The following is a 16084-nucleotide window of genomic DNA, read 5'->3' as shown; positions in this document are numbered from 1 at the left end:
GTCGAGCTCATGGTTCACATAGCGATCGAGGAAATCCTTGCGCGAGACCTTGTGGCGCTCGGCGAGGCGCAGCATCTGCCCGCCCAGCGCGGTCAGGCGCCGGTTGAAGCTGTAGAGCTGGTCGACGAGATACTCGATCTTCGCCTGGTGGAACTGGACCGACTCGACTTCCGCGGTCAGCTCCTCGCGCAGCTTCTGGTACTTGCGCTCCTCGGCGAGCGGCAGTTCGCCGCCGGCCGACATCGCGTCGAGCCGCTGCTGCTGGACCTTCGAGAATTTCTTGTAGGTCGCGGTGATGTTGGCGAACTTCTCGAGCGCCTGCGGCTTGAGCTGCTCCTCCATCTGCGCGAGGCTGAGGGTATTGTCTTCTTCCTCTTCCTCCGAGGGCCGGCGCGCGCGGCGCTCGGTCATCGAATCCTCATCCTCCTCGTCGGCGGATTCCTCCTCGACGTCCTCTTCCTCCTTGTAGGAGGGGCCGGCGGTCTTCTCGCTGATCTCGCCGTCGCCTTCCTCACCGTCCTCGGTGAGGCTTTCGGGCGCCGGGTCCTTGGAGAGCATCGCGTCGAGATCGAGGATCTCGCGCAGCTGCATCGTGCCTTCGTTGAGTGCGTTCGACCAGGCGATGATCGCGTTGAAGGTGATCGGGCTCTCGCAGAGGCCGAGGATCATCGTGTCGCGGCCTGCCTCGATGCGCTTGGCGATCGCGATCTCGCCTTCGCGGCTGAGCAGCTCGACCGCGCCCATCTCGCGCAGGTACATGCGCACCGGATCGTCGGTGCGGTCGACGGTTTCCTTCTTCTTGGTCTCGAAGGCAGGCGCCGAATCGTCCTGGCCGTCGCCGCCGTCCGCGTCGTCGGCCGAATCCTCCTCGGGCTCGGCGTCCTCGCCGGCGTCCTCGTTCTCGACGATGTTGACGCCCATCTCGTTGAGCGCCGCCATCACGTCCTCGAGCTGATCCGAGGTGAACTGGTCCTGCGGCAGCATCTCGTTGAGCTGGTCGACGGTGATGTACCCGCGCTTCTTCGCGCGCGCGACGAGCTTCTTGATCGAGCCTTCGTTGAGATCGATCAGCGGTGCGTCGCCACCCTCGTTGGTGTCGTCGCTGCCGCCGCCATTCGCCTTCGCCATCATGAGCCCTCGAAACTGGATGGCGGCTATTTTACACCGCCCTAATCGTCAAAATCGCCGTCGTCTGCAAGCATCAGATTCGCCAGCCGCGCTTCGAGCTCCTGGCGCTTCTGCAGCAGCGCCACCTGACGGGCGAACGCCTCGTCGGTGAAACGCGCCGCAACCTGCGCCGTTGCCTCCGCCAGCGCGGCATCGACGGCGGGCTGCGCCACCATCACTGCAATCGCTTCGTCCAGATCCTCGCGCGCCCTGACTGTATCGACTTCGCCCCCTCGCGTGAACGAGAAAGGCAGCGAATCGGCTCTGAGCAGGTCACCCGCGACGGTATCGAAACCGGACCGCCGCAATATGGTGACGATGCCGGCACTATCAAGCTCGCGGTCCTCGAGCGCGACTTCGATCACCGCCTCGAACAATTTGCCGAGCGCGCCGGACGCGCTGCGCAAGCTTCCGAGCACTTCCATGTGCCGCGCGATTTCGGCGGGGTGACGGATCAGCCCGGCGAGTACGGCGCGGGCGAGGATCGGGTCCAGCCCGCTCGCCTGGACGCTGCGCACCTTCACCGAAGGCGGCGGTTCGGGGGGCTGCCAGCGCGGGCCGCCGCGGCCGCCCTGGCGCTGCTGCGCTCGCGGTCCGGCGCGATTGTCGCGCGGCGCGGCGGCGAACAGTCCGTCGAAGCGCCGGCGGAACTCGGCGAGATATTCCTCGCGGACGATTCCGTCGGCAATCCCCTTGGCGAGGTCGCCCAGCCGCCGCTTGAGCCCTGCGCGCGCCTCGGGCGTGCCGATCGGCTCGGCGGCGACTTCGTGGTTCCAGATCCGGTCGACCAGCGGCTCGGTCTTGCCCAGCAGCGCTTCGAACGCCGCGGGTCCGCGTGCGCGGACGAGATCGTCGGGATCCATCCCGTCGGGCAGCGTGACGAAAGCCAGGCTGCGGCCAGGCTGGAGCAGCGGCAACGCGCGGTGCGCCGCGCGGATCGCAGCCTTCTGCCCCGCCGAATCGCCGTCGAAGCAGAGCAGGGGCACGTCGGCCATCCGCCAAAGCCGCTCGATCTGGTGCTCGGTCAGCGCTGTGCCCAGCGGCGCGACGGCCTCGCCGAACCCGGCCTGGGCGAGCGCGATCACGTCCATATAGCCTTCGACTGCGATCACCCGGTCGGCCTTGCGCGCGGCGGCCTGGGCCCGATCGAGGTTGTAGAGCGTGCGGCCCTTGTCGAAGAGCGGTGTGTCCGGCGAATTGAGATACTTCGGCTCGCCCCCTCTGGAATCATTGGCGCCGATCACGCGGCCGCCGAAGGCGATCACGCGGCCGCGCGCGTCGCGGATCGGGATCATCAGACGGCCGCGGAACCGGTCGTAGGGCTCCTTGCCCTCGACGCTGATCAGCAGCCCCGCCTCGACGAGCATTGCATCGCCATAGCCCTTGAGCGCTTCCTTGAGCTTGCCCCGCGAATCGGGCGCGAAGCCCATGCCGAAGGCCCGTGCGGTCTCGGCCGAGATGCCGCGCCGTTCGAGCACGCGCCGCGCCTCGTCGCCTTCGAGTCCCCACAGCCGCTCGGCGAACCAGGCCGCGGCGTCGGCCATCGCTTCGTGCAGGCCCTTGGCGCGCTCGGCCTTCTCGGCTGCGCGGCGATCTTGCTCGGGCATGTCGAGCCCGGCGGCCTGGGCGAGTTCCTTCACTGCGTCGATGAAGGGCAGGCCCTGCTGGTCGGTCATCCAGCGGATCGCGTCGCCGTGCGCGCCGCAACCGAAGCAATGGTAGAAGCCCTTGTCGTCGTTGACGTAGAAGCTGGGCGTCTTCTCGTTGTGGAACGGGCAGCAGGCGCGGAACTCGCGGCCCGCGCGCTGGAGCTTCACCGATTTGCCGATCAGCCCGGAAAGCAGCGTGCGCGCGCGCAGCTCGTCGAGGAAGGCGGGGGTGAGGCTCATCCCACCCGATTCCACCCGGTACCGCCGCGGCGCAAGCGAAAACGCCCGCGCCGCGGCGAGCCGTGGTCAGGCGGCCTGGACGCGGACGCGGACCCGCTGCGGCTGCCGGCGCCGCAGCGCGCCGCCGACGAGCGCGAAGCCGCCGATCAGCATCGCCCAGGTCGCGGGCTCGGGCACGGGCTGGATGAGGAGCCGGTCATAGCCGCGCCCGCCGACGACGCCACTCGGGAAATAATAGCCGCCGGGCTGGAACGTTATCGAGTTGAGGGGGCCGGTGAAAAGCTGGGGGCCTCCACGCAGGGCGAAAACCACGTCCGCCGGGTTGCCGAATCTGGAGATGGTGAATCCGCCGCCGGCCGCAGCCGTATAGGCCTGGAACACCACCAGATAGCCGCCCGGAGTGGGAAAGAGGCCCTCGGTGTACGAGAGAGGCGTTTCGTCGCCACGTACGAACTGGCCCGGCGACACGAAGTCGTTCGAAACGCCGGATTGCATCTGGAACGTTACCCGATGGTCGCCCTTGATCCGGAACCACAAGCGCGTCGCCTGTGCCGGCATCGACGTCAGCAGCGTGACGCCAGCCGCAAGCGGAATCGCAATCCGTTTCATCGCTGTTCGCTCCCCCATTGAAACAATCGATTCGGGAGCGAAGTTAACCAAATTCGGGCGAAGAGTGGAGTTTTGGCTCAACTCTTCGCGCATAAAAACAATCAGTTCTGGAGCGAAATTGACAAGGGTCTAACTTCGCGAGACCTCAGGTCAGCGCCGCCTTCACCAGTCCGCTCGCCTTGCTCATGTCGAGCACCGCGCCGTGGCGCGCCTTCAGCTCGGCCATCACTCGGCCCATGTCCTTCATGCCGGAAGCTCCGAGGTCGGCCTTGATCGCCTCGATCGCAACAGCCGTCTCTTCCTCGCTCAGCTGCTTGGGCAGGAAGCGCTCGATCACCGCGATCTCGGCGGTCTCGGCGTCGACGAGCTCCTGGCGGCCGCCCTTCTCGAACATCTCGATCGATTCGCGGCGCTGCTTGACCATCTTCTGCAGCACTTCGACCACGAGCGTGTCGTCGTCGGCCGGCGCCGAGCCGGTGCGCGCCTCGATGTCGCGGTTCTTCAGCGCCGCCTGGATCAGGCGGATCGTCGCGGTGGTTGGCTTGTCGCCGCCCTTCATGGCAGTCACCAGCGCGGCCTTGATGTCGTCTCGGATCATTGCACTCTCTTGAATCGGGAATGTCGCCCATAGACCCGCCGGGCGGTTGACGCGAGAGGGCAGGGGGTCTAGCGGGCGAGCCTTAGCGACATCGCCGAAAAACCGAAGGAGTGCCCGACCGAATGGCCGACGCCAAAGCCGTGACTGTGCCTGAAGGAGCGACGGGCGTATTGGTATTGGCCGGCGGCGATATCCTGTGGGGCCGCGGATTCGGCGCCGAGGGCGAGGCAGTGGGCGAAGTCTGCTTCCACACCGCGATGACCGGCTATCAGGAGATCATGACCGATCCGAGCTTCGCCGGCCAGATCATCAACTTCACCTTCCCGCACATCGGCAACGTCGGCGCCAACCCCGACGACATCGAAGCCGACGAGCCGCACGCGCTCGGCATGATCGTCCGCCAGGACGTCACCGAGCCGTCGAACTTCCGCGCCGCCGAGCGGCTCGACGACTGGATGAAGAAGCACGCGCGCATCGGCCTGTCGGGCATCGACACGCGCGCGCTCACCCGCAAGATCCGGCTCGAGGGCGCGCCCAACGGCGTGATCGCGCACCGCAAGGACGGCAAGTTCGACATCCCCCTGCTCCTCGACATGGCGCGCGGCTGGCCGGGGCTGGAGGGCATGGACCTCGCGATCAGCGTGACGGTCGAGACGCATTATGGCTGGGAGGGCGGCGTCTGGCGGCTCGGCTTCGGCTATGGCCCCGAAGGTGCCGAGGACGATCGGCCGCCCGTCGGCGTAGCCGACAAACGACCTCACGTCGTCGCGATCGACTATGGCTCGAAGCGCAACATCTTCCGCAACTTGGTGCGAGCCGGCGCGAAGGTGACCGTCCTCCCCGCGACCGCGACCTTCGAGCAGGTGATGTCGTTCGCGCCCGACGGCATCTTCCTGTCGAACGGCCCGGGCGATCCCGCCGCGACCGGCGAATATGCCGTGCCGGTGATCCGCCAGCTGCTCGAGACGGGCCTGCCGCTGTTCGGCATCTGCCTCGGCCACCAGCTGCTCGGCATCGCGGTCGGCGCGTCGACCAGCAAGATGCACCAGGGCCACCGCGGCGCGAACCATCCGGTCAAGCGCCTCGCCGACGGCCTGGTCGAGATCACCAGCATGAACCACGGCTTCGCGGTCGAGGCGGAAACCCTTCCGGCCAACGCGCGCGAGACGCATGTCTCGCTGTTCGACGGCTCGAACTGCGGCTTCGAGCTCACCGACCGGCCGGCGTTTTCGGTGCAATACCATCCCGAGGCGAGCCCGGGCCCGCAGGACAGCTTCTACCTGTTCGAGCGGTTCGTCGCGAACGTCGTCGAGGCGAAGGCGTGATCGTTGCGGCCGCCCTGGCGCTGGCGCTCGGCGTGCCGCAGCAGGCGGACGCCTTCACTTATGGCATCTGGCAGGGCCGCTGCTTCCGCGACGGCTATCTCGCCGGGATGGACCATGAGCTGTGCCGAGCGTCGGCTGCGGGCCCGGTGGCGATCCGCATCGAGCGCGACGCCGAGGCGCTGGCGATCTGGGTCGAGCCGAGCGGGTGCCGCAAGACGCCCGCCGGCGGCGTGGTGCGCGCGAACCTGCTCGCGCTGAGCGACCGTGCGGCCGTGGTTGCCGCGAAGATCCGCGGCCAGGTCCGTATCGCGCTCAAGGAATGCCGCTCGAAGCTCAGGGCGCCGAGGATCGACCAGCCCGCCGTGGCGGCGCTGCTGCTCCAGAGCGACGGCCTGGCGCCGGGCAAGAAAGAGGAGACGCGTCCATGATGCTCGACTTGCCGCCTCCGCCGCCCGCGCTCGAGGAAGTGATCCTCCACCGCACGTCCGACGGTGAGGCGGTCCGCATGCTCGGCTTTGTCGCGTTCGGGGACGCCGGTGATCTCGCGAAGCTCGAAGCGGCGGCGCAGAAGGCATCGCTCCCCAATTCGCGCGTCGAGCAGGACGATCCGGAGAGCATGATCCTCTTCCCGCCCGCCCAGCCGCGCGCGGCGACGCTCGACCTCTACCACCGCGCGCTCAAGGGCGAGTTCGGCAAGCTCCGCGTCGAGCTGCTGCTGGTGACCGTGAAGGACGCTGCCGACGGCATCGACTTTGATTCGGAAGTCCGCGCCTATGTGCCGCAAGCGGTGCGGGAGGATTAAGTGTGAGCAGGCAGGAACGTGCCAGGGTTACACCGTCCAGGGATCGATTAGCCGCACGCCGGTCCATTCGAAATCGCGGATATTGCGCGTCGCGACGGGGCATTCCTGGGACAGCGCCTGCGCGGCCAGCTGAATATCCAGAAGCTTCGTCTCCTGCTTTTCCAGCTTTCGTCGCGCAACGAGGGCTCCAAATACATGTGCGGCGGCGGAATCGAAGGATAGGGTTCGTTCCGCATGGACCAGCTCGATGTCGGCTAGCCATTGTTCGAGCGCCGCGCGACGCGGGGCCCCTTTCGGGTTTTCGATACCGAGCCTTATCTCCGCGATCACAATGGTCGACAGCCAGATTTCCGTGGCGTGCGTGGCGATCCATTGCCCCACTTGCGGATGTTGTGCCGGGCGGGTCAGCGCGCTCCAGACATTGGTATCCAGCAGGATCACAGCTCTGGAAACTCGATGTCCTCGGCTTCCCGCGGCGGCAATTCCAATGTGCCGCCGTTCGCCACCTTGATCAGGTGGTCAACGAACTCCGCTCCGGACATGGCGCGAAGCCTCGTCGCTCGCTCCTGGGCAGCCGGCCCGTATGTGCGTTCGAGCAACGCGCGCAATTCGGCTTCCATCGACCGGCCGTTTCTGACGGCCGCCAATCGCGCGGCCTGTTTGATCCCATCGTCGAGGTTGCGGATCGTCACGCTACCCATCGACAGTCTCCAAGGATTGCAATGCAATCAACGTATTCAATGAGAGCATCCTAAACAATGCCCAAGCGCACCGACATCTCCTCCATCCTCGTCATCGGCGCGGGGCCCATCGTCATCGGCCAGGCGTGCGAGTTCGATTACTCCGGCACGCAGGCGATCAAGGCGCTCAAGGAAGAGGGCTATCGCATCGTCCTGGTCAATTCGAACCCGGCGACGATCATGACCGATCCCGAGCTCGCCGACGCGACCTATGTCGAGCCGATCACGCCCGCCGTGGTCGCACGGATCATCGAGAAGGAGACGGCAGAGCATGGAGGTTCTTGGGCTGTCCTCCCCACCATGGGCGGGCAGACCGCGCTCAACACCGCGCTCGCGCTGTTCCGCGACGGCACCTTCGAGAAGTTCGGCGTCAAGATGATCGGCGCCGATGCCGAAGCGATCGACAAGGCCGAGGACCGGCTCAAGTTCCGCGACGCGATGGACAAGATCGGCCTCGAATCGGCGCGCAGCCACATCGCGCACACGGTCGAGGAAGCGCTCGAGGGCCTCGCGCACACCGGCCTCCCCGCGATCATCCGGCCCAGCTTCACGCTCGGCGGCACCGGCGGCGGCGTCGCCTACAACAAGGAGGAGTTCGTCGAGATCGTCCGCAAGGGCCTCGACGCCTCGCCGACCACCGAGGTGCTGATCGAGGAATCGCTGCTCGGCTGGAAGGAATATGAGATGGAAGTCGTCCGCGACCGCGCGGACAACGCGATCATCGTCTGCTCGATCGAGAACATCGATCCGATGGGTGTCCACACCGGCGATTCGATCACCGTCGCGCCGGCGCTGACGCTGACGGACAAGGAATATCAGATCATGCGAAACGCCAGCATCGCGGTGCTGCGCGAGATCGGCGTCGAGACGGGCGGGTCGAACGTCCAGTTCGCGGTCAATCCCAAGGACGGCCGCCTCGTCGTCATCGAGATGAACCCGCGCGTGTCGCGTTCCTCGGCGCTCGCGTCGAAGGCGACCGGCTTCCCGATCGCAAAGGTCGCGGCCAAGCTGGCGGTGGGCTACACGCTCGACGAGATCGAGAACGACATCACCAAGGCGACCCCGGCGAGCTTCGAGCCGACGATCGACTATATCGTCACCAAGATCCCGCGCTTCGCCTTCGAGAAGTTCAAGGGCGCCGAGCCGGTGCTCTCCACGGCGATGAAGTCGGTGGGCGAAGTGATGGCGATCGGCCGCTCGATCCACGAGTCGCTCCAGAAGGCGCTGCGCGGGCTCGAGACCGGCCTCAGCGGCTTCAACAACGTCGATCGCCTCGCCGGCGCGCCGCGCGACGATATCGAGGCGGCGCTCGCGATCCAGTCGCCCGACCGGCTGCTCGTCGCCGCGCAGGCGCTGCGCGAAGGCCTGACCGTCGCCGAGGTCCATGCGCTGACGAAGTACGATCCCTGGTTCCTCGAGCGGATCCGCGAGATCGTCGAGGCCGAGGGCGAAGTGATGGCCAATGGTCTGCCGCAGGACGCCGCCGGCATGCGCCGCCTGAAGGCCATGGGCTTCTCGGACAAGCGCCTCGCCTGGCTCGCGCTCAAGTCGGCGGGGCTGCGCGAGGGGATGGAGCGGCCCATCGCAAGGGGTTCGGGGCTGATCCACGAAGTCGTCCATGCGATGACCGGCGGCGTCACCGAGGCCGAGGTGCGCGCGCATCGTCACAAGCTCGGCGTCCGCCCGGTGTTCAAGCGCATCGACACCTGCGCCGCCGAGTTCGAGGCGCGCACGCCGTACATGTACTCGACCTACGAAGCCCCCAGCTTCGGCGAGCCCGAGAACGAGGCGATGCCCTCGGACCGCCGCAAGATCGTCATCCTCGGCGGCGGCCCGAACCGGATCGGGCAGGGGATCGAGTTCGACTATTGCTGCTGCCACGCCTGCTTCGCGCTGGCCGACGCCGGCTATGAGACGATCATGGTCAACTGCAATCCGGAGACGGTGAGCACCGACTATGACACCTCCGACCGGCTCTATTTCGAGCCGCTGACCGCCGAGGACGTGCTCGAGATCCTCCAGGTCGAGCAGTCGCGCGGCGAACTCGTCGGGGTGATCGTCCAGTTCGGCGGGCAGACTCCGCTCAACCTCGCGCAAGCGCTCGAGGATGCCGGCATCCCGATCCTCGGCACCTCGCCCGATGCGATCGACCTCGCCGAGGACCGCGAGCGCTTCGCCAAGCTCGTCGCCAAGCTCGGGCTCAAGCAGCCCGCCAACGGCATCGCGCGCAACCGCGACGAAGCGGTGAAGATCGCCGAGCGGATCGGCTATCCGGTGCTGATGCGGCCCAGCTACGTGCTCGGCGGCCGCGCGATGGAGATCGTCGACACGCTCGCCCAGCTCGACGACTATATCCAGACCGCGGTGCAGGTCTCGGGCGATTCGCCGGTGCTGATCGACCAGTATCTGCGCGACGCGATCGAGGTCGACGTCGACGCGATCGCCGACGGCGACGATGTGGTGGTCGCCGGCGTGCTCCAGCATATCGAGGAGGCGGGGGTCCATTCGGGCGACAGCGCCTGCTCGATCCCGCCCTACAGCCTGCCGTCCGAGATCGTCGACGAGATCGAGCGCCAGGCCGATGCGCTGGCGCGCGCGCTCAAGGTCAAGGGGCTGATGAACATCCAGTTTGCGGTCAAGGACGGGCAGGTCTACCTCATCGAGGTCAACCCGCGCGCCTCGCGTACCGTGCCCTTCGTCGCCAAGGCGATCGGCGTGCCCATCGCCAAGATCGCCAGCCGGGTGATGGCGGGCGAGAAGCTCAAGGACCTGCCGCCGATCGAGCGCGACATCGATCATATCGCGGTCAAGGAAGCGGTCTTCCCGTTCAACCGCTTCCCGGGCGTCGATCCGGTACTTTCTCCCGAGATGAAGTCCACCGGCGAAGTGATGGGGATCGACCGCGATTTCGCGACGGCCTTCGCCAAGGCGCAGCTCGGCGCCGGAACGGTGCTGCCGACCGGCGGCACGGTGTTCGTCAGCGTCAAGGACAGCGACAAGCCGGTGATCTTCGCCGGGGTCCGCCTGCTCGCCGAGCTGGGCTTCAGGATCGTCGCGACCGGCGGCACCGCGGATTATCTCGCCGCGAGCGGGATCGAGGTCGAGCGGATCAACAAGGTCGCGCAGGGCCGCCCGCACATCGTCGACCGTATCCGCGACGGCGGGATCGAGCTGATCTTCAACACCACCGAGGGCTGGCAGAGCCTCAAGGACTCGTCCGACATCCGCCGCTCGGCGCTCGCGCTGAAGATTCCCTATTTCACCACCGCCCCCGCCAGCGTCGCGGCGGCGCATGCGATCGCCGCGCTCAACCGGCAGGCGCTTGAAGTTTGCCCCTTGCAATCCTATTATTCGCACTCGCACAATTGATCCCCACAACTGGCGTTGATGTGCGGGCGGTCCTGGGAGGGCCGCTTGGTGGAGGGGCGTTCGGGACGAAGGACTAAGGGATGGCGACCGTCGAAAAGCTGCCGATGCTGGCTGAAGGCAATCAGAAGCTCAACGATGAACTGAAACGTCTCAAGGCCGAGCGTCCACTGATCGTAGACGCGATCGAGGAAGCGCGCGCCCATGGCGACCTTTCCGAAAACGCCGAATATCACGCGGCCAAGGAGCGGCAGGGCCAGATCGAGGCGTCGATCGCCGACATCGAGGACAAGCTGAGCCGCGCGCAGATCATCGATCCGACCGAGCTTTCGGGCGACAAGATCGTATTCGGCGCGACCGTGACGCTGCTCGACGAGGACGACAAGCCGATCCGCTACCAGATCGTCGGCCAGACCGAGGCGGACGCGCGCACCGGGCGGATCAGCTACAACTCGCCGCTGGGCCGCGCGCTGATCGGCCGCAAGGTCGACGAAGAGGTCGAGGTGAGCGTGCCCGCGGGCGACCGCTATTACCTCGTGTCGCGGATCGAGTTCATCTGAGATGGGTGGGGTGCCTGCTGGCGCCCCGATCCCCAAACCGTCATCCCGGCGAAAGCCGGGACCCTGAGTCGCGGGCGATGACCTGCGTGGCCCTGGGTCCCGGCTTTCGCCGGGATGACGGTTTCAGGGTCAGTGCTGGTGCGGTTCGTCCGGCTCGAGCAGGCGGTGGAGGTGGACCACCACATAGCGCATCTCGGCATCGTCCACCGTGCGCTGTGCCGCGCCGCGCCAGGCCTTCTCGGCGCTGGCGTAATCCGGGAAGATCCCGACGATGTCGAGGTTCGACTCGTCGACGAAATCGAGGCTCTGCGGGTTCTTCACGCGCCCGCCGAAAACGAGATGGAGCTTGCTCATCCGCGAGCCCTTAGCGGGTTCGAGCCGCGCCGTCATCCCGGCCGCGAAAGTTGGGGAAAGTTGGGCCGGGAACGGGTTCTCGTGCCCGCGCCTGTTGGACCGGTTGACACGGTTGACACCAGTCATCGCAAAAAGTGCTTCCCCGCCGGCCGCGCTTCCCCCGTGTCGATCGTTCACATCGGCGCTTGGCCTTTCAAGGAGCGGCCGGAAGGTCCGGCAGTGCCGAGGGAAGCAGTCGGTTTCCTACATTGCAACCGGGCTCAGTCGACCGAGAAATTGCCGACGAGCAGCACGCCGTACTCAGGTATGTCGAGCACATCGAACGTGACGCGCGGCCCATCCTCCTCGTAGAAGCAGCGCGGCGTGCGGCCTTCGCGGAGCGCGACCCCCAACTGATAATGGCCGGACCCGCGAAAGGGCATGTAGGCGGCGCGTCCATCGGCGCGGGGAAGGGGAGCCTTGAGCGCCCCAACCGGCAGATCCTCGAAGATCAAGGTGGCCGACTTCTCGATCTCCCAGTCGTCGTTCAACCTAATCCGCCTTCGCGCTCGCGCCCTTCGCCGCTTCGACCACGGTCTCGAGCAGCTTCGACACCCGCTCCTTGGTCGCGTCCTTGTCGGGGAGCAGCGCTTCGATCTCGGCCTTGCCGGCGTCGCGTGCGGCCTTGACCGCGGTGGTGGCCTTGTCGGCGAGGTTCCTGCCCACCGGCTCGAGCAGCTCGCGCTCCTTCGAATGGCGCGGCAGCAGCACGCCGATCAGCATGCCCAGCGCGACGCCGCCGGCGATCAGAGCCAGCGGGTTCTCGGCGAGGCCCTCGACGGCTCCCTGGGTCCTGGCTTCGGTCATGTCGTCTTTCCTTTCTTCGCGCGCGGGCGGCTCGCTGCCTTGGGCTTCGAACGACTCGCGGGCTTGCTGGTTTCGTGTCCCTTGAGGCGATGGTTGCTGACGATGTCGCCGATCCAGCGGCGCGCCATTACCAGCCCGATCGTGCCGGCGACCGCTGCCACTGCGAGCGGGCGGCTGCGCACCGCTTCGGCGCTGCGTCTGGCGACTCCGGTCACGCGCTCGGCGACGCTGTCAACCGCATCCTGGGCGAGCGCCGAGGGGCGGAGCCGCTCCTGCACCTTGCCCAGCGTCGCGAACAGCCGTTCGCGCGCTTCGCGGGTACGGGCTTCGGCAGTCTCGCGTTCCGCATCGCTCATTTGCGCAATCCCACCACGCGCTTGATGTGCCGCCAGGCGATTCGGCCGAGCAGCCAGGCAGTGCCGACCGCCAGCGCCACCACGATCAACGTCGCCAGCGCCGGCCCGACATATTGGGCGAGGGTCAGCACCAGCCCGAAGACCAGTGCCACCGCCGCCGCGAGCATCAGCCCGATCGCGACCGCGCCGATCCACAGGCTGGCCTTGGCCTCTTCCAGCTTCTCGGCCGCGAGCACGCGATAATAATCGAGCTCGGCCTGGCCGAACCGTCGCGCATCCTCGGCGAGCCGCGCGAGCAGGTCGCCGATGCTTTCCTCGTCTGGTCCCTTGTCTGCCACCCCCCGGTCGATCCTCAGGCGTCAAACTTGGAGGCAGGCTCGTCACGATCGCCGAGGTCGGCAGCCGCGTCGATCCCTGACTTGACCAGTCGCGCGAGCACGAAGCCGATTGCGGCGGCAGTACCGATCGCGATCACCGGGCTCTTCTTGACGAAGTCGGTGACGTTCTCGACCAGCTCGTCGACTTCCTTGGTGCGCAGCGTATCCGCGAAGCCCGAGATGCCGTCGGCGGCCGAGCGCGCGTATTTGCCATATTCCGGCCCGATCCGCTGGTCGACGTCCTCGGCGGCGCCTTGCATCAGCCGGGCGACCTCGTCGAGCGCATTGCTCGCCTTGTCCTTGTTCTCGCCGGCGAAGGCGCGCGCCTTGTCCTTGGCCTGGTTGCCGAACTTGGCGGCCTCGTCGCGGATCGTGTCGGCGGTCGAGCGCTTGCCGCCGGGCGCCTCGGCACCTTCGCCCGCCGTCTTCACCGGGGGCTCCTGCACCAGAGTCGCGTCGCCTGCTGTGGTCTCAACCATGGAAATCTCCTGTTCGCCATTCCCTCGAAACAACCAAAAGGCCGCGCCGCGAGTTCCATTGCGTTGCCCCGGCCACGTTCAGCGGTTAGAGGCGCCCGCGAAGCCGTTCTGGCAATCAGAACTCCTACGTAGGGAGAGCATTTCGTGACCGCAATCATCGACCTTCACGCACGCCAGATTCTCGACAGCCGCGGCAACCCGACGGTGGAAGTCGACGTGATGCTCGAGGACGGCAGCTTCGGCCGCGCCGCGGTGCCCTCGGGCGCCTCGACCGGCGCGCATGAAGCGGTCGAGAAGCGCGACGGCGACAAGGGCCGCTGGCTCGGCAAGGGCGTGCAGGGCGCGGTGGACGCGGTGAACGGCGAGATCGCCGAGGCGGTGCTGGGCCTCGACGCGGAGGACCAGCAGGACCTCGACCGGATCATGATCGAGCTCGACGGCACCGCGAACAAGGGCCGGCTGGGCGCCAACGCGATCCTGGGCGTGAGCCTCGCCACCGCCAAGGCCGCGGCCGATGCGCGCGGTCTGCCGCTCTACCGCTATGTCGGCGGCGTCTCGGCGCATGTGCTGCCCGTGCCGATGATGAACATCATCAACGGCGGCGAGCATGCCGACAATCCGATCGACTTCCAGGAGTTCATGATCGTGCCGGTCGGCGCGCCGAACATCCTCGAGGCAGTGCGCTGCGGCTCGGAGATCTTCCACACGCTCAAGAAGAAGCTCCACGACAAGGGGCTGGCGACGGGCGTGGGCGACGAGGGCGGCTTTGCGCCCAACATCGCGTCGACTGCCGAGGCGCTCGACTTCATCATGGCCTCGATCGAGGCGGCGGGGTACAAGCCCGGCGAGAACGTCATGCTCGCGCTCGACTGCGCGGCGACCGAATTCTTCGAGGACGGCAAGTACAACATCTCGGGCGAGGGCAAGATCCTGTCGCCAGTCGAGATGGCCGACTATCTGGCCGACCTGACCGCGCGCTACCCGATCTTCTCGATCGAGGACGGCATGGCCGAGGACGATTTCGAAGGCTGGAAGGCTCTGACCGACAAGATCGGCGCCAAGGTCCAGCTGGTCGGCGACGACCTGTTCGTCACCAATCCGCGCCGCCTCGCCGAGGGGATCGAGCGCGGGCTCGCCAACTCGCTTCTGGTCAAGGTCAACCAGATCGGCACGCTCTCCGAGACGCTGGCGGCAGTGAGCCTGGCCAACCGCAGCGGCTATACCGCAGTGATGTCGCACCGCTCGGGCGAGACCGAGGACGCGACGATCGCCGACCTCGCGGTCGCGACCAATTGCGGACAGATCAAGACGGGCAGCCTCGCGCGCTCGGACCGGCTCGCGAAGTACAACCAGCTGATCCGCATCGAGGAGGAGCTGGGCGACGCGGCCGTTTACGCAGGTAAATCAGTCCTTAAGTGACTATTCAGGAGCGATACGGCTTGATTAACGCGCTTGGTTAAGCGAGAATCAACCCATGTCGCGTCATTCGCCTGTTCAGTCCGCTCTCCGCAGTGCCAGCCTGCCGGCTATCGCGCTGATCGCCATGGCCTTTTTCGGCTATTACGCGATCCTGGGCCCGAACGGCGTGCTGGCGCTGGGCGAGTTCAAGCGGCAAGTGGCGGCGCGGACGAGCGAATATCAGACGCTGGACAAGCAGCGCGCCGAGCTCCAGAACCGCGTGAACCTGCTCGATCCGAAGAAGATCGACCGCGATCTGGCGGACGAGCTCGCCCGCAAGCAGCTCAACGTCGCGCGGCCGGATGAAGTGATCGTTCCGCTCAAGAAGGATTGAGCGGCTAGCCTTTTCCTAACATTGTCATCCCGGTGAAAGCCGGGACCCAGGGCCACGAGCGACGTCCTGCTTTGCCCTGGTTCCCGGCTTTCGCCGGGATGACGATTGTGGTTTGCGACGGTTGTACGGGGTGCAACCCGGGATGCCGTAACGGCATTCGCTTTCCGCCGGACCCGCCCCAATATGCGCGCGTTGTCATTGCACGCCGCGTCAAAACACGCTTATAGGCTCGGCGACCTTCCCTCCCCAGGACGAGGACTTCCTCATCGTGGCAAAAACGCCCGCCAAGAAATCCGAGAGCGCTCCCGCGGCAACCAATCGCGAGCGCCCTGACGAACCAGAACGGTACAAGGCCTCCAAGGACGAGCTGCTCGACTTCTACAAGCAGATGCTGCTCATCCGCCGCTTCGAGGAGAAGGCGGGCCAGCTCTACGGCCTCGGCTTCATCGGCGGCTTCTGCCACCTCTACATCGGCCAGGAAGCCGTGGCGGTGGGTCTCCAGTCCGCGCTCGACGGCGAGAAGGACAGCGTGATCACCGGCTATCGCGACCATGGCCACATGCTCGCCTATGGCATCGATCCCAAGGTCATCATGGCCGAGCTGACCGGCCGCGAGGCGGGGATCAGCCGCGGCAAGGGCGGCTCGATGCACATGTTCTCGACCGAGAAGAAGTTCTACGGCGGCCACGGCATCGTCGGCGCGCAGGTATCGCTCGGCACGGGCCTGGCCTTCGCCCACAAGTATAACGAGGATGGCGGCGTCGCCATGGCCTATTTCGGCGACGGCGCCGCGAACCAGGGCGGCGCCGTCGCCGAAATAGGCC

Annotated in this window: 19 protein-coding genes and 1 pseudogene; 8 read left to right on the top strand and 12 right to left on the bottom strand. The window is 66.6% G+C overall.

Annotation, left to right across the window (positions count from 1 at the left end):
* From J7495_RS19870 to J7495_RS19855, 4 genes are all read right to left on the bottom strand, one after another.
* Positions 1-1131, bottom strand: a 1131-nt coding sequence (locus tag J7495_RS19870; protein WP_294058717.1) for an RNA polymerase sigma factor region1.1 domain-containing protein, incomplete at its 3' end; no start/stop codon positions are given.
* Between the two features lie 38 nt (positions 1132-1169).
* Positions 1170-3056: a DNA primase gene (gene dnaG / locus J7495_RS19865; RefSeq protein WP_294058716.1), complete on the bottom strand. Its 1887-nt coding sequence runs from the start codon at positions 3054-3056 to the stop codon at positions 1170-1172.
* A 66-nt stretch (positions 3057-3122) separates the two neighbouring features.
* A complete protein-coding gene (locus tag J7495_RS19860) occupies positions 3123-3758 on the bottom strand; it encodes a PEPxxWA-CTERM sorting domain-containing protein (protein WP_294058715.1) in 636 nt (211 codons plus the stop codon).
* A 52-nt stretch (positions 3759-3810) separates the two neighbouring features.
* On the bottom strand, positions 3811-4263 hold the full coding sequence (locus tag J7495_RS19855; RefSeq protein ID WP_294058714.1) for a GatB/YqeY domain-containing protein: 453 nt from the start codon (positions 4261-4263) through the stop codon (positions 3811-3813).
* A 122-nt stretch (positions 4264-4385) separates the two neighbouring features.
* Here J7495_RS19855 and carA point away from each other — a divergent pair, with 122 nt between their 5' ends.
* From carA to J7495_RS19840, 3 genes are read left to right on the top strand one after another with little or no spacing between them, the layout of a single operon-like run.
* On the top strand, positions 4386-5588 hold the full coding sequence (gene carA, locus J7495_RS19850) for a glutamine-hydrolyzing carbamoyl-phosphate synthase small subunit (RefSeq protein WP_294058713.1): 1203 nt from the start codon (positions 4386-4388) through the stop codon (positions 5586-5588).
* Positions 5585-6016 (top strand): hypothetical protein, encoded by a 432-nt coding sequence (locus J7495_RS19845; protein ID WP_294058712.1) that lies wholly within the window; start codon positions 5585-5587, stop codon positions 6014-6016. The genes carA and J7495_RS19845 overlap by 4 nt, the downstream gene beginning before the upstream one ends.
* Positions 6013-6390 carry a hypothetical protein gene (locus J7495_RS19840; RefSeq protein WP_294058711.1) on the top strand — a complete coding sequence of 126 codons (378 nt, stop codon included), beginning with the start codon at positions 6013-6015 and terminating at the stop codon, positions 6388-6390. The genes J7495_RS19845 and J7495_RS19840 overlap by 4 nt, the downstream gene beginning before the upstream one ends.
* A 27-nt stretch (positions 6391-6417) precedes the next feature.
* Here the strand turns inward: J7495_RS19840 and J7495_RS19835 are convergent, their stop codons facing one another.
* Together J7495_RS19835 and J7495_RS19830 are read right to left on the bottom strand one after the other, a co-directional pair.
* A complete protein-coding gene (locus tag J7495_RS19835) occupies positions 6418-6831 on the bottom strand; it encodes a PIN domain-containing protein (protein WP_294058710.1) in 414 nt (137 codons plus the stop codon).
* Positions 6828-7091, bottom strand: coding sequence for a hypothetical protein (locus tag J7495_RS19830; protein ID WP_294058709.1), 264 nt, complete (start codon positions 7089-7091; stop codon positions 6828-6830). The genes J7495_RS19835 and J7495_RS19830 overlap by 4 nt, the downstream gene beginning before the upstream one ends.
* Before the next feature lie 57 nt (positions 7092-7148).
* Here J7495_RS19830 and carB point away from each other — a divergent pair, with 57 nt between their 5' ends.
* Positions 7149-10499, top strand: coding sequence for a carbamoyl-phosphate synthase large subunit (gene carB, locus J7495_RS19825; protein ID WP_294058708.1), 3351 nt, complete (start codon positions 7149-7151; stop codon positions 10497-10499).
* An 80-nt stretch (positions 10500-10579) separates the two neighbouring features.
* Entirely contained in the window at positions 10580-11056 is a 477-nt protein-coding gene (gene greA, locus J7495_RS19820; protein ID WP_294058707.1) for a transcription elongation factor GreA, read from the top strand.
* Between the two features lie 129 nt (positions 11057-11185).
* On the opposite strand, the gene J7495_RS19815 is transcribed toward greA, so the two are convergent.
* The 6 genes from J7495_RS19815 to J7495_RS19790 all read right to left on the bottom strand — a co-directional run bounded on the left by J7495_RS19815 (position 11186) and on the right by J7495_RS19790 (position 13468).
* On the bottom strand, positions 11186-11410 hold the full coding sequence (locus tag J7495_RS19815; protein WP_294058706.1) for a DUF4170 domain-containing protein: 225 nt from the start codon (positions 11408-11410) through the stop codon (positions 11186-11188).
* A 260-nt stretch (positions 11411-11670) separates the two neighbouring features.
* A complete protein-coding gene (locus tag J7495_RS19810) occupies positions 11671-11940 on the bottom strand; it encodes a hypothetical protein (RefSeq protein ID WP_294058705.1) in 270 nt (89 codons plus the stop codon).
* A gap of 1 nt (position 11941) precedes the next feature.
* Positions 11942-12256 carry a hypothetical protein gene (locus J7495_RS19805; RefSeq protein WP_294058704.1) on the bottom strand — a complete coding sequence of 105 codons (315 nt, stop codon included), beginning with the start codon at positions 12254-12256 and terminating at the stop codon, positions 11942-11944.
* Positions 12253-12612 (bottom strand): hypothetical protein, encoded by a 360-nt coding sequence (locus J7495_RS19800; protein WP_294058703.1) that lies wholly within the window; start codon positions 12610-12612, stop codon positions 12253-12255. Before J7495_RS19800 ends, J7495_RS19805 begins: the two co-directional genes overlap by 4 nt.
* Positions 12609-12950 (bottom strand): phage holin family protein, encoded by a 342-nt coding sequence (locus J7495_RS19795; RefSeq protein WP_294058702.1) that lies wholly within the window; start codon positions 12948-12950, stop codon positions 12609-12611. Before J7495_RS19795 ends, J7495_RS19800 begins: the two co-directional genes overlap by 4 nt.
* Before the next feature lie 14 nt (positions 12951-12964).
* A complete protein-coding gene (locus J7495_RS19790; protein WP_294058701.1) occupies positions 12965-13468 on the bottom strand; it encodes a hypothetical protein in 504 nt (167 codons plus the stop codon).
* 144 nt (positions 13469-13612) lie between these two features.
* Here J7495_RS19790 and eno point away from each other — a divergent pair, with 144 nt between their 5' ends.
* The 3 genes and pseudogenes from eno to J7495_RS19775 all read left to right on the top strand — a co-directional run.
* Positions 13613-14887, top strand: a complete 1275-nt coding sequence (gene eno, locus J7495_RS19785; RefSeq protein ID WP_294058700.1) for a phosphopyruvate hydratase — start codon at positions 13613-13615, stop codon at positions 14885-14887.
* A 55-nt stretch (positions 14888-14942) separates the two neighbouring features.
* Positions 14943-15260, top strand: a complete 318-nt coding sequence (locus J7495_RS19780; RefSeq protein WP_294058699.1) for a septum formation initiator family protein — start codon at positions 14943-14945, stop codon at positions 15258-15260.
* Positions 15261-15576: 316 nt separating this feature from the next.
* Positions 15577-16084, top strand: a pseudogene (locus tag J7495_RS19775) (thiamine pyrophosphate-dependent enzyme); the annotation flags it as partial.

Source organism: Sphingomonas sp. (assembly GCF_017745215.1).
Taxonomy (GTDB): Bacteria; Pseudomonadota; Alphaproteobacteria; order Sphingomonadales; family Sphingomonadaceae; genus Sphingomonas.
This window is presented reverse-complemented; position numbering and strand designations above follow the sequence as displayed.